At 64.1% G+C, this 13027-nt stretch carries 16 protein-coding genes; all 16 read right to left on the bottom strand.

What is annotated here, in order from left to right; genetic code table 11:
- Positions 1 to 9: 9 nt before the first annotated feature.
- The 16 genes from JDO7802_RS08185 to JDO7802_RS08110 all read right to left on the bottom strand — a co-directional run bounded on the left by JDO7802_RS08185 (position 10) and on the right by JDO7802_RS08110 (position 12977).
- Positions 10 to 396 (bottom strand): YNQ4 family lipoprotein, encoded by a 387-nt coding sequence (locus JDO7802_RS08185; protein WP_083481076.1) that lies wholly within the window; start codon positions 394 to 396, stop codon positions 10 to 12.
- 5 nt (positions 397 to 401) lie between these two features.
- Entirely contained in the window at positions 402 to 2420 is a 2019-nt protein-coding gene (gene nuoG / locus JDO7802_RS08180; RefSeq protein WP_055084370.1) for an NADH-quinone oxidoreductase subunit NuoG, read from the bottom strand.
- Positions 2421 to 2537: 117 nt separating this feature from the next.
- The gene (locus tag JDO7802_RS08175) at positions 2538 to 2942 is read right to left on the bottom strand and encodes a DUF5333 domain-containing protein (RefSeq protein WP_055084369.1); all 405 of its coding nucleotides are present in this window, start codon (positions 2940 to 2942) and stop codon (positions 2538 to 2540) included.
- Between the two features lie 90 nt (positions 2943 to 3032).
- A complete protein-coding gene (locus tag JDO7802_RS08170; protein WP_055084364.1) occupies positions 3033 to 3422 on the bottom strand; it encodes a hypothetical protein in 390 nt (129 codons plus the stop codon).
- Positions 3419 to 3811 (bottom strand): DUF5333 family protein, encoded by a 393-nt coding sequence (locus tag JDO7802_RS08165; RefSeq protein ID WP_055084362.1) that lies wholly within the window; start codon positions 3809 to 3811, stop codon positions 3419 to 3421. The genes JDO7802_RS08170 and JDO7802_RS08165 overlap by 4 nt, the downstream gene beginning before the upstream one ends.
- Complete coding sequence (locus tag JDO7802_RS08160; protein ID WP_055084839.1) at positions 3808 to 4218, bottom strand: MAPEG family protein; 411 nt, start codon at positions 4216 to 4218, stop codon at positions 3808 to 3810. The genes JDO7802_RS08165 and JDO7802_RS08160 overlap by 4 nt, the downstream gene beginning before the upstream one ends.
- Positions 4219 to 4302: 84 nt before the next feature.
- On the bottom strand, positions 4303 to 4749 hold the full coding sequence (locus JDO7802_RS08155) for a DUF5333 family protein (RefSeq protein WP_144430558.1): 447 nt from the start codon (positions 4747 to 4749) through the stop codon (positions 4303 to 4305).
- Positions 4750 to 4754: 5 nt separating this feature from the next.
- Entirely contained in the window at positions 4755 to 6050 is a 1296-nt protein-coding gene (nuoF, locus tag JDO7802_RS08150) for an NADH-quinone oxidoreductase subunit NuoF (RefSeq protein ID WP_055084358.1), read from the bottom strand.
- Between the two features lie 4 nt (positions 6051 to 6054).
- Positions 6055 to 6282, bottom strand: a complete 228-nt coding sequence (locus JDO7802_RS08145; protein ID WP_055084356.1) for a DUF5337 family protein — start codon at positions 6280 to 6282, stop codon at positions 6055 to 6057.
- A gap of 56 nt (positions 6283 to 6338) precedes the next feature.
- Positions 6339 to 7232 (bottom strand): helix-hairpin-helix domain-containing protein, encoded by an 894-nt coding sequence (locus tag JDO7802_RS18485; protein ID WP_245624145.1) that lies wholly within the window; start codon positions 7230 to 7232, stop codon positions 6339 to 6341.
- A gap of 70 nt (positions 7233 to 7302) precedes the next feature.
- Positions 7303 to 8532, bottom strand: a complete 1230-nt coding sequence (locus JDO7802_RS08135) for an NADH-quinone oxidoreductase subunit E (protein ID WP_055084354.1) — start codon at positions 8530 to 8532, stop codon at positions 7303 to 7305.
- 370 nt (positions 8533 to 8902) lie between these two features.
- Positions 8903 to 10147, bottom strand: a complete 1245-nt coding sequence (locus tag JDO7802_RS08130) for an NADH-quinone oxidoreductase subunit D (RefSeq protein WP_055084352.1) — start codon at positions 10145 to 10147, stop codon at positions 8903 to 8905.
- Positions 10148 to 10337: 190 nt separating this feature from the next.
- Positions 10338 to 10943, bottom strand: a complete 606-nt coding sequence (locus JDO7802_RS08125; RefSeq protein WP_055084350.1) for an NADH-quinone oxidoreductase subunit C — start codon at positions 10941 to 10943, stop codon at positions 10338 to 10340.
- On the bottom strand, positions 10940 to 11473 hold the full coding sequence (locus JDO7802_RS08120; RefSeq protein WP_055084349.1) for a NuoB/complex I 20 kDa subunit family protein: 534 nt from the start codon (positions 11471 to 11473) through the stop codon (positions 10940 to 10942). Before JDO7802_RS08120 ends, JDO7802_RS08125 begins: the two co-directional genes overlap by 4 nt.
- 153 nt (positions 11474 to 11626) lie before the next feature.
- Complete coding sequence (locus tag JDO7802_RS08115; RefSeq protein ID WP_055084348.1) at positions 11627 to 12535, bottom strand: hypothetical protein; 909 nt, start codon at positions 12533 to 12535, stop codon at positions 11627 to 11629.
- Positions 12536 to 12611: 76 nt separating this feature from the next.
- The gene (locus tag JDO7802_RS08110; RefSeq protein WP_055084346.1) at positions 12612 to 12977 is read right to left on the bottom strand and encodes an NADH-quinone oxidoreductase subunit A; all 366 of its coding nucleotides are present in this window, start codon (positions 12975 to 12977) and stop codon (positions 12612 to 12614) included.
- Positions 12978 to 13027: the final 50 nt, after the last annotated feature.

The following is a 13027-nucleotide window of genomic DNA, read 5'->3' as shown; positions in this document are numbered from 1 at the left end:
GTCACGTCCTCATATGGTCGGAATGCCCTTGTCGCGGCAGGTCTCGACCGCCACTTCGGCATCAATCGTTCTCAGCCCCCGAGGGAGCGCTGGCGAAACGGTGTAAACCGCATCTCCGCGCCAAAGGCCACCCTCTTCGACCACGTTTGTCCGCACCTGACGCGCGAATCCGAATCCCCGGATCAGCGCATATTGCGACGCGGCGCATTCGGCGTAATCCAACACATCCTGCGGGTCACGCGCCCCTTCCATCGTCACCAGGAAGTTCACCAGATCGCCTTCCAGCAGCCGCGTCTCGACCCCCTTGTAGTCGGGCCGAAACACATCGACCACGGGCTGCTCCGCGTTTTGGCATCCGGAGACGAGCGCGACAAGAACCAGCGGGACGGCCCGCATGGTCCCTACTCCGCCGCGATCGGCTGATTGTCGCGGTCGCGGGCCAGCTGCGAGAGTTCCGCCATCAACTGGCTGGCGCGGGCGATCGGGTTCGTCAGATAAAAATCGGAGATCGTAACGTCGAAGTCTCCATCGGCCAAGGCAGGCAGGGCCGCCGTCGGCGCGAAGGTATTGACCGCCACCTCGTCGATTTCGGCCAGATGGGGTGCGGTCTTCACCAGGGCGCGGCGCAGCTGTGCGATGCTGTCGAACGACAGCTGCAGCCCGACCTCGGCCGACAGGGCGCGCAGGATAGCCCAGTTTTCCTTGGCGTCGCCCGGCGCGAAGGCGGAGCGCAGGGCAAGCTGCGGGCGGCCTTCGGTATTGACGAACAGGCCCTGCTCCTCGGTCCAGGCGGCCCCGGGCAGGATGACGTCGGCACGGTGCGCGCCCCGGTCGCCGTGACTGCCCTGGTAGATGACGAACTTGCCCGCCGGCACATCCACGTCATCGGCCCCCAGGTTGTAGATGACGTCCGCCGCCAGCGCGGCCTCGACCCCGCCGTCGGTGGTGCAGCCCGCATCCATCGCGCCCACACGCGACGCTGCGGTGTGCAGGATCAGCAGACCGGAGTCCGAATTCTCCGCGATCTGACGGGCGTGGGCGAAGACGTCCGCGCCGTCGTCCCCAGACAGGGCCGCCATGCCGACGATCACGATCGAGGGCGCGGCTCTGGTCTCTTCGCTAACCGTCTGCCCGGAGACCTGCGCCAACGCGGCGCGGCCGGTGCCGACGTGTTCGTAATCGAAGGTCAGATCGACCTTCTTGCCGACCAGGCCGACGTTCGCACCGCGCGTCCACGCCTTGCGCAAGCGGGCATTCAAGACCGGGGCCTCCCGCGCGGGGTCGGTACCGATCAACATGATATTCTGAGCGGTGTCGATATCCTCGATCGCCGCCGTGCCCGCATATTCCGCGCGGCCGGTCCCCAGTTTTGCCCCATCGGTGCGACATTCGGTGACGCCACCCATCTTGTCCATCAACTGGCGCAGGGCAAAGGCGGCTTCGGTTGGAACCAGGTCACCGACGAGGCCCGCGACCTTCGCGTCTTTCATTGCCTTAGCCGCGGCGTCCAGAGCCTCGGGCCAGGTGGCGGACTTCAATTTGCCGTCGACGCGGACATAAGGCTTGTCCAAACGCTGGCGGCGCAGGCCGTCAAAGACGAAGCGGGTCTTGTCGGAAATCCACTCTTCGTTGGTGCCGTCGTGGTTGCGCGGCAGGATGCGCATGACATCGCGGCCCTTGGTGTCCACCCGGATCGACGCGCCCAGCGCATCCATCACATCGATGGTTTCGGTCTTCGTCAGCTCCCACGGGCGGGCCGTGAAGGCATAGGGCTTGGACACCAGGGCGCCGACGGGGCACAGATCGATGATGTTGCCCTGCATGTTCGATTTCAACGTCTCGCCCAAATAGGACGTGATCTCCGAATCCTCGCCGCGTCCGGTCTGGCCCATCTGGGTGATGCCCGCGACTTCGGTGGTGAAACGCACGCAGCGGGTGCAGGAGATGCAGCGCGTCATATGGGTTTCGACCAGCGGGCCAAGATCCAGATCGACGGCGGCGCGCTTGGGTTCGCGGAAGCGCGAAAAGTCGACCCCGTAGGCCATTGCCTGATCCTGCAGATCGCATTCACCACCCTGATCGCAGATCGGGCAGTCCAGCGGATGATTGATGAGCAGGAACTCCATCACCCCCTCGCGCGCCTTCTTGACCATGGGCGAGTTGGTTCTGACGACCGGCGGCTCCCCGTCCTTGCCGGGACGCAGATCCTTGACCTGCATGGCGCAGCTTGCGGCGGGTTTCGGCGGGCCACCAACGACCTCGACCAGACACATACGGCAATTGCCCGCGATGGACAGACGCTCATGATAACAGAAACGGGGGATCTCGACGCCCGCTTGCTCACAAGCCTGGATCAGTGTCATTTCGGCGGGAACCTCGATCTCGGTTCCGTCGATGTTGATTGTCTTGAGGTCGGACATCGCGGTCGCTCCGGTCTGCATCAGCGCGTTTGCACGTTGTTTAGCCCGGTCGGACGGCGGAGGCCAGTGTCGGAAACGTCGCGTGCGAGGCTTTGTCGCCCCCGCCCGTGATGGTTCTCACTTGACGTACATGAGCCGTCCGATGGTCGTTCCGGCGGCAATTTCAGCCCGCGCGACCCGGCAGATGCTGCCCGGATCATTGGTCGAGGCCCCCTTTTGCGCCAACCACTGCCGCGCCTGCGACTTGACCCGCGCTTTTTCACCGTCGTCGTCGACATAGGCCCGGATTTCACCGACGGAATAGCCCAGGGTGCGTGCGCGGTTCACCAACGCGTTCAGCACCAGCAATGACCGTGTGCGACGCTCCCCCAGATCGGGACAGGCATCGCCGATGGCGTCGCCGATGGCGGCGACCAGCACGCCGTTGGCGATTTCGGGATCGGCCCGCAGGGCATCGTATCGGTCGGCGGCGGCGGGCGTTGCCAGAAGCAGGGCGACTGCAAGGGTGCGGGCAATCATCATCGGACCTCGAATGTTTCGTGTCGTCATCAGATGTGCGCCCTTACACGGGCTATTCAATATCAGCGGCCGTGACATCCGATCACAGACGGATCACCGCGAGATGCAGGTCCCCGCCAGGATCAGTGCGCCCGCCTGATCCAGCGGCGTTTCCCCGGCCGGGCGGTCCGGTCCCAGCGTCCAGGTGATTTCCGATCCGCCGAATCGGCGGATGCAATATTCCACGGCTTCGACCCGTCCCGCCTCCGCAGCGGCGGCCAGGTCGCGTCCGGCCCCACGTGTCAGGGTCGTAAAACCGCGATCGTCCGCAGTGACCGAAGAGACGCGGGTGCGAAACCGGATGCCGTCGATCTCGCTTTGGGAGCCGCGCAATCCACCGCCACCGCCGCTGAACGGGGACGATGCGCCGGACGACAAGCTGCCCAGTGTGCCGCATCCCGACAGCGCCAGCGTGGTCGCGATACCCAAACCCAAGATCCTCATCCCTCGACCTCCAGCAACAGGGCACCGATGGCGGTTCCCTCAGAAATTTCGCGCAGCCCGGCGGCGCAAACCGCATCTGACGTGGCCCCGTCGGCGAGATCATGCTTCGCCAGGAACGCATCCTGCAAGACCGCGATCCGGTCCGACGGGTCTTCCATCGCGTCGGTCATCGTCTCGGGCGTGAAGCCATCTGCGTCCAGCGCGTCCAGGACGCGGTCCGTCTCGGTGCGCATCGCTCCGGGATTGATGGACAACACGGGGCAGTTCACGGCCAGTATCTGCGCTGTCGAGGTGGCCATGGCGGATGTGACGAAAATCTCGGGCGCGGGGCGTCTGTCCTGCGCCGCGGCCGGTGCGGCGATCAGAACGAGGGCCGCAAGCCGGATCAAAGCGCGAAAGCCCCGACGATCGCCATCCCGGCAAGGGCCAGGCAGCAGATCAGCCCGACGAACCAGAACGCGGAGCGCAGGGGCTGAATCTCGGTCGCGATGTGAACGATGGCCATCCCCACGCGCGAGGCAAGAAACACGGACGCAAAGATGTTGACCAGCAGCGGCGACGCGCCGACCAGGATCGCGGCAAGCGTGGCGGCAATGAACGGCCCACTGATTTCGATCGCGTTCAGGAACGCCCGACTGCGGCGGTAGGCCGGGTCCGAATAGTCGCGGACCGGATGGCCGCTTTCGGTCCTGCCGCGAGGCGTCCCGAAGGCGGAGGCGATCAGCAGGATGACCATCAAAATGGCCCAGCCGCCAAGAGAGGCGAGGGCATGAGCGTAGGGGGCAATATGTTCCATCATGCGGGGTGGATCACACGAACGTCGTGGGAAAGGCAAGGAACGCCTTCGTGGCCCCGCCCGCGCCCCGCCGCACCGCGCCCGTCAGATCGAGAGGAGTTGCCCGACGGCCGTGCCCTGCGACACTTCCGTCCGGGCCGAAGCGCAGAGCCTGTCGTCGCCGTCCTGCAGCCCCCGACCTTCCAGATAGGAAATCGCGGCCTGCCCGGTCGCCCCCGTATCGACCGATGCCGTCGCCGCCTCGATCTGCGGGCGGGAGTAACCGGCAGCGGTCATTCGGGCGAAGAAGGCTTCGGACGCGGCGTCGGGGCTGCCACCGGCAAGCGTGATGCCCCGGTCGGCGCAGCGCTGGGCATAAAAGGCCGCGACGGCTGTATCCTGGGCGAAGGACTGCGTGTTGGCCTGCAATGCCACCGTGTCGGTGTTCAATGCCACGGCAGGGGTTGCAGCCGGCACGGATGCCGTCTGGCACGCGGCAAGAGCCAAGGCCGTGAACGCCGTCAGGGCGGCCGTCTTCAAGGTGAAGGACAAGAACATCACTCGGCGGCCACAGCCGCCGTGGGGCGCACGCGCTTGTGCTTGATCCGATCCTCGATCTCATCGCGGAAATGCCGGATCAGACCCTGGATCGGCCAAGCGGCCGCATCGCCGAGGGCGCAGATCGTGTGACCCTCCACCTGTTTGGTGACGTCGAGCAGCATGTCGATCTCTTCGACCTCCGCCTCGCCTTTCACCAGACGATCCATGACCCGCATCATCCAGCCGGTGCCTTCGCGGCAGGGCGTGCACTGACCGCAGCTTTCGTGCTTGTAGAACGCCGACAACCGCCAGATCGCCTTGATGACGTCCGTGGACTGATCCATCACGATGACCGCCGCCGTCCCCAGACCCGACTTCTGTTCGCGCAGATAGTCGAAATCCATGATCGCGCTGCGCATGTCCTTGCCCGGAATCATCGGAACCGACGACCCGCCCGGGATCACCGCCTTGAGGTTGTCCCAACCGCCACGGATGCCGCCGCAATGCTTCTCGATCAACTCCTCGAAGGGGATCGACATCGCCTCCTCGACCACGCAGGGCCGGTTCACATGGCCGGAAATCGCGAACAGCTTGGTGCCGGCGTTATTCGGACGACCGAACCCCGCGAACCATTCGGCCCCGCGGCGCAGGATGGTGGGGACGACCGCAATGCTTTCGACGTTGTTGACCGTCGTCGGGCAGCCGTAAAGGCCCGCCCCTGCCGGGAACGGCGGCTTCATGCGCGGCATCCCCTTCTTCCCTTCCAGGCTTTCGATCAGGGCGGTTTCTTCGCCGCAGATGTAGGCCCCCGCGCCGTGGGTCAGGTACAGATCGAAGTCCCAGCCCGAGCCGCAGGCGTTCTTGCCGATCAGGCCCGCGTCATAGGCTTCGTCGATGGCCGCCTGCAGCGCCTCCTTCTCGCGAATGTATTCGCCGCGGATGTAGATATAGCAGGCATGCGCATTCATGGCGAAGGACGCGATCAGCGCACCTTCGATCAGGGTGTGGGGATCGTGGCGCATGATCTCCCGGTCCTTGCAGGTGCCCGGCTCGCTCTCGTCGGCGTTGATGACCAGATATGCAGGACGCCCGTCGCTTTCTTTGGGCATGAACGACCATTTGAGACCCGTGGGGAAGCCCGCGCCGCCGCGTCCGCGCAGCCCGCTGGCCTTCATGATTTCGACGATCTTGTCGCGGCCCAGACCGATCAGGTCCTTGGTGCCGTCCCAATGGCCGCGCGACTGCGCGCCCTTCAGGGACCGGTCGGCCATCCCGTAGATGTTGGTGAAAATGCGGTCCTGGTCTTGCAGCATGTCGTCACTCCTTCTCGCGGCGCAGCCGCCAGATCATCACTGTCTCGTATATCGCCCAGCCCATCGCCACCAATGCGACGGAATCTCCCAGGCCCATGATACGGCGCGACAGGTCGTATTGCGCGCCAAGGGCCTGAAGCACCCCCCACAGAACGAAGACACCGATAATAACACCCGCCACGCGGGCGGAGCGCTTGGCGATCGCCACGTCATGGTCGGAGGGGCCGGTCATTTCGCCCCCTTCAACAGCGACGGCGGGATGCCGTCAAGCGTCCGCGGTGCCGCAGATCAATAGACATCGCCCTTGTCGACACGCGTCGAAAAGGCGGTGGTCTCTCCGGCGGCTAGGGCCCTTGCCTGCGGGACCCATTCGTCGCGCGTGACCCGACCCTTGAACCCTTCGAGATTCTGGTCGACCCAGGCGACCTCCTGATCGGACCAGGATGCGATCTGATCGAAGTGCCAGAAACCCATGCCGTTCAGCATAGTTTCCATCTTGGGCCCTACGCCTTTGATCCGCTTGAGATCGTCCGCCGTCCCGCCGCGCGGCGCGTCCAGCGCTTGGGGTTTGGTTCCCGGCCCGGTGGCGGGTGCCGTCACCGGCTGCTCGGAAATTGCGGCGCGGCTTGCCGCTTCGTTCTCGCGCCGGTCGGTGGCCGATATGGCCCCCTCGCCCACCGGTGTGCCGGTCGCGGCGGGCGACGTGGCCGCGGCGGCACCGCCACCGGTGCCCGCGCTGCCTGCGACCACGGCGGCCGTCGCCGCGGGGGCCGCCTTTGGCGCGACCGGCGCGGTCGCCTTTGGTGTCGTGTCCGGTGTGGCGGGCGCGCTGTTTTTCGACACTGACGTATCCGGGGATACGGTCTCGGTGGCGTCCACCGTCGGGGCCGCGCCCGCGCCCTTGGGCGCAGCCGTGGCGGTCGGCACGGGCGCGTCCGGCCCGACCGGACGTGGGCGCAGATCGACCTGCGGGGCCTGCGGCGGCGTCAGGTCGCGGCCAAAGATGATCGTGAAGATCACCACCAGGATCAGGGCAATGAACCCGCCCCCGAACCCGGCGGCGGAAAACGTCCAATCGCCCATGATCCGAAACAGAAGAAACGCGATGAAACCGGCCAAGGCGGCGATGCCCCAGCTGATCACGACGTTTCCGGTGGTCATGTTCTTGTCATGGTTGTCCATGGATCAACTCCCAGTTTGGGGTCGATCTCAGCGAACATCCCCCCTTTACGCCACGGGAGCAGAGCGCGGCCTACTCCCCCTTGGTCAGCACTTTAGCCTGTTTGACCCATTCGTCACGCGTCACGCGCCCCTTGAACCCCTCCAAGTTCGCATCGACCCATGCGATTTCCGCCTCGGACCAATTCGCGATCTGGTCAAAATGCCAGAACCCTAGAGAATTGCAAAGCTTTTCCAGCTTCGGCCCAATGCCGCGGATGCGTGTGAGGTCATCCGCCGATCCATCCCGCGGCGCGTCCAGACCAGTCGGTTTTTCCCCTTCGATCCCCGGCGCGCCTGATTCGCCCGCTTCGACGATCGGCTTGCGCGCCGCCGACTTGTCCTTGAGCGGGGGGGCGACGGTGCCTTCGTCGGGCGTGCCGATGGCCGTGGCATCGCTGCCGCGGATATTGGCCTTGCCGTCGCTGGCGTCACCGCGCGACCGATTGGCATCCGCCTGCCCCGCCAGTTTGCCGCCCTGCTTGCCGTCGGGGCCTTCCGGGGCCATCAGCGGGTCACGCTCGGCGACCACCGGATCGGGGTCGGCCTGGTTGGCCTTGCCCCAGGGGGCGACCAGCGGCACCTCGGTCCCGTCGATCCGCTTGATCGTGTCGCCGATATCGGTCGCCAGCGTCACGCTCGCATTGCGGTCGTGGTTCATGTTCGCCGCCGCATCGGTCAGCGCGGTCGCACCGCCCAGCGGCTCAGACGTGAACCGACCGTTCTGCGGGCCGGGTTTCGGAACGTTGCCCGCGCGGAATTCGTCCAGCATTTCGCTGAACCGCTCCACCGTCAGGTCTTCGTAATAATCCTTGCCGATCTGGGCCATCGGCGCGTTGGCGCAGGCCCCCAGACACTCCACCTCTTCCCACGACAGCTGACCGTCTTCGCTGATCTCATGCGGGCGCTTGGCGATCTTGTCTTTGCAGACCGCGACCAGATCCTCGGCACCGCAGATCATGCAAGACGTGGTGCCGCAGATCTGGATATGCGCCGTTTTGCCGACGGGTTGCAGCTGGAACATGAAATAGAACGTCGCCACCTCCAGCCCGCGGATATAGGCGAGGCCCAGCATCTCCGAGACATACTCGATGGCGGGCCGCGTCAGCCATCCTTCCTGCTCCTGCGCGCGCCACAGCAACGGAATGATCGCGCTGGCCTGACGGCCCTCGGGATACTTGGTGATCTGCGCGTCGGCCCAGGCTTGGTTGGCCTCGGTGAAAGCGAAGGTCTCGGGTTGGTCTTGGTGGAGGCGGCGTAGCATTAATTCAGTTCCTGCCAGTCTGAGTTTGTTCTGGTAAGGCTCGAAATGAGACCACAGTCATGCCGTTCGGCAAGACTCACATTCATGGTGTTCACTTCCAGTGCTCGCCGCGCGGTATCATCGATCGCGCCAACTTTACATTGGACGTCAACGCGAACGCACTGATCCCTCATTACATAGGCAGTCCGACGAAACAGATACGTGCCCGTCGCATTCGGGAGCATCTCGGGCGTCAGCTGGCTCGCTAAGGCAGAGCAATCATCGTAGAACTCGTAACTTACATATCTCTGAAAATCTCGTGTCGAGGGCACCTCTGCCGTGGAAGCCGCAGAGGTGAAAGCAAAGACTGAAGCTGAAAGAGCAGCTGCCTTCACCGATCAATCTCCCCAAACACCACGTCCAACGTACCAATGATCGCCGCCACGTCCGCCAACTGGTGCCCGCGCGCGATGTGGTCCATCGCCTGCAAGTGCAGATACCCCGGCGCGCGCAGCTTGGCGCGGTAGGGTTTGTTCGACCCGTCCGACACCATGTAGACACCGAATTCGCCCTTGGGAGCCTCGACGGCGGCATAGATTTCGCCGGCAGGCACGTGAAAGCCTTCGGTATAGAGCTTGAAGTGGTGGATCAGGCTTTCCATCGAGGTCTTCATGTCCGACCGTTTGGGCGGCGTGATCTTGCCACGGGCCAGGATGTCGCCCTGCCCTTCCGGCTCGGCCAGTTTGGCGATGGCCTGCTTCATGATGCGCAAGGACTGCCGCATCTCCTCCATCCGAACCAGATAACGGTCGTAGCAATCGCCGTTGTTGCCCGTCGGGATCAGGAAATCGAACTCGTCGTAGCACTCATAGGGCTGCGCGCGGCGCAGGTCCCAGGCCAGACCCGATCCACGCGCCATGACGCCGGAGAACCCCCAGTCCATGACTTCTTGTTCGGACACCACGGCGATGTCGACGTTGCGCTGCTTGAAGATGCGGTTTTCGGTCAGCAATCCGTCGATGTCGTCCATCACGCGCGGAAACTCGTCACACCAGGTGTCGATATCGGCCAGCAGTTCGGGCGTCAGATCCTGATGGACGCCGCCGGGCCGGAAATACGCCGCGTGCAGGCGCGCGCCGCAGGCCCGCTCGTAGAAGACCATCAGCTTCTCACGTTCTTCGAAACCCCAGAGCGGGGGCGTCAGCGCGCCGACATCCATAGCCTGCGTCGTGACGTTGAGGATGTGAGATAGGATGCGCCCGATTTCGCAAAACAGCACACGGATCAGCGATGCGCGACGCGGCACCTGAATGTCGCACAACCGCTCGATCGCCAGACACCAGGCGTGTTCCTGATTCATGGGCGCGACATAATCCAACCGGTCCAGATAGGGCAGGTTCTGGAGATACGTACGGCTCTCCATCAACTTCTCGGTGCCGCGATGCAGCAGACCGATGTGCGGGTCGCACCGCTCCACGATCTCGCCGTCCAGCTCCAGCACCAGACGCAACACGCCATGCGCCGCCGGATGCTGCGGGCCGAAGTTGATGTTGAAATTCCGGATCCGCTGCTCGCCGGTGAGGGCGTCGACGGAGCCGTCGTCATACGTGTTCGTGCGAATGTCGCCGTCCATCATGTCGAAGTCCTACCTACTAAGTCGGCTGATTTCTGCCACACAAAACGGTCGGAAAAATCAAATGAGATCAATGACACGCATCGGATAAATCCAAGAATGCAGGTTTTTTTTGAGAGGCTAGTGGCAAATGTCATTGCCGCAGCCAAGCCTGCAAGCAGTCCGCCAATCTCACCAAGAGGGTCAAACCACATCACTTCGCCTCCCCCTTCTCATCACCCGGAAGCACATACTCCGCGCCCTCCCACGGGGACATGAAGTCGAACTGCCGGTATTCCTGCGTCAGCGACACCGGCTCGTAGACGACGCGCTTTTGCACCTCGTCGTAGCGCACCTCGGTATAGCCCGTCGTCGGGAAGTCCTTGCGCAGCGGATGACCGCGGAAACCGTAGTCCGTCAGGATACGGCGCAGGTCCGGGTGGCCGGAGAAGAGGATGCCGAACATGTCGAACACCTCCCGCTCGAACCAATTGGCCGAGGGGTGGATGTCGATGATCGACGGCACGATCTCCTCCTCCCGCACGAAGGTCTTCAGGCGAATGCGCTGATTCCGGTACATGCTGAGGAAGTGATACACGACACAAAACCGCCGCTCGTCACCCGGATAGTCGATGGCCGTGATGTCCACCAACGACGCGAAGCGGCATTGTTCGTCCAATTTCAGGAAATCCACGAGGGTGGGAATATCGGAGGATGAAACCTCCAACGTCAGCTCGTCGCGGACGATGGTGTGCGACGACACCAGATCGCCCTGGCGGATTTCGATATGTGCGACCAGTTCCTGAAGTTGTTCGGTCATCGCACCAATGTCCCCGTCCGGCGGATCTTGCGTTGAAGTTGCAGCAACCCATAAAGAAGCGCCTCCGCCGTCGGCGGGCAGCCCGGCACATAGAGGTCGACCGGCACGATCCGGTCGCAGCCGCGCACCACCGAATAGCTGTAGTGATAATAGCCGCCGCCGTTCGCGCAGGACCCCATCGATAGAACGTAGCGCGGCTCGGGCATCTGGTCGTAGACCTTGCGCAGCGCGGGGGCCATCTTGTTGGTCAGCGTACCGGCCACGATCATCAGGTCGGATTGGCGCGGGGACGCGCGGGGTGCCGTCCCGAACCGCTCCATGTCGTAGCGCGGCATCGCGGTGTGCATCATCTCGACGGCGCAGCAGGCCAGACCGAACGTCATCCAATGCAGCGAGCCGGTGCGCGCCCAATTGATGATGTCCTCGGTCGAGGTCAGCAGGAAACCCTTGTCCTGCAACTCCCGGTTCAGAAGCTGTGTGGCGTGTTCCTTGTCGCCACCTGCGGTGTTCAATCCGGTCTGCACGCCCATGTCAGCCGCTCCTATCGGTATCTCGCCGGGGCTGGTCTCCCCGACATCCTGCGTCTAGCCCGCGCCCCCCGAAGGGTCAACGCGGCCACACATGGAGATAGGCGGCTTGTCTCGTCCGTTCACCCCGTCAACGCGCGGCGGATCGTCCCGGTTTCAGCCCCAGGGGCCGCGGTTCACCGGATCGGAGGGCGGCGCAGGTGGGTCCTCGGACGGGAAGAGGCGATTGATCGCGTGGATCATCGCATCGTCCGGTTCGAGGGATATGGCCCGCGGTGCCCGCCCTTCTGCCTGATCGCACAGGCAGGTCAGGTGATCGCGCGTGCCGTCGGACAGCCAGAATGCCCAGAGGTTTTCTGCAGGCCATGTCCTGGTTTCCGTGTAGGTCAGGAGGGAGCCGTCGCCGCGTTCGGCATACTCCAGAACCGTCAGCACGGGCTCCGCCTCCCGCTCGGCCATGTGGATGGTGGCGTGAACCGTGTCGGTCGCGATCTCGTCACGCGCCCACGTCGTCCACTCCGCCTGCTCTAGCTTGCCGGTCGCCACGTCGATGTACGGGGCGCGGTTGGTGATGCGCAGCAGGCCGTCCTCCCCGTCCGCATCGACATCGCGGCGATCCGAGCGATGTCCGTCATCGGCCGTCGTGCCCTTGCGCAGCGCATCGACCGAAAGCCGCGACGCACGTGTGCCGTGCAGACGGACCTTCACCGGGAAGGTCCACCAGTTGAAGACCTGTCCCGGAGCCGCGAGCAGTACCGCAACCCCCAACAGCAGGATCGGAAAGAGGATCAGGAGCATTGGGTGAGACGGTTTGTCGGTCAGGATTGGCAAGGCGGCGCAGCCCGCGTAGGCCACGCCCCAGCACAGGCCGAAATACACCGGCTCGAAATGGGAACGGGGAAAACGGACGGCGTGCCACGACCAGAACAGGCCCATTGCGACGGCGTGCAGCACGGCCAGCGGCGCATCCGGCGCGATCAGCAAACCCGGAGCCGCCGAAAGGACCGTTCCGATAACGATCCGACGCCGCAGCCGCCAGAGTCGATAGGATAGGATGCCTGACATGAAGAAGCCTCCGCCGAATGGCGAAGGCTTCTCAGGTGATTACGACGATATTCGGGCCGGACGGTGGCCTGTTCGATCATTCCCAGTCGAGTGCGCCCTTCTTCCATTCGTAGGCAAACCCGACGGTCAGGACCGACAGGAACACCATCATCGACCAGAACGCGGCGTCCGACAGGCCCTGAAACGAAACGGCCCAGGGAAAGAGGAACGCGATTTCCAGATCGAAGATGATGAACAGGATCGCGACCAGATAGAACCGAACGTCGAACTTCATGCGCGCGTCGTCGAAGGCATTGAACCCGCATTCATAGGCCGAGACCTTCTCGGGGTCGGGCGCGCGCACGGCGATGACGGCAGCGGCCAGGATCAGGACCAGGCCGAGGCCCACCGCCACGCCAAGGAACATCATGATCGGCAGGTATTCACGCAGCATCTCGTCCATCGGGGACTCCTGTTCTGTGGCTTCAGCGTTTAATCCGGCCCCGTGCCGCC

The organism is Jannaschia donghaensis, assembly GCF_001403795.1.
GTDB lineage: Bacteria > Pseudomonadota > Alphaproteobacteria > Rhodobacterales > Rhodobacteraceae > Jannaschia > Jannaschia donghaensis.
The sequence above is the reverse complement of the archived record's forward strand: the minus strand, read 5'-3'. Positions and strand labels throughout refer to the sequence as shown.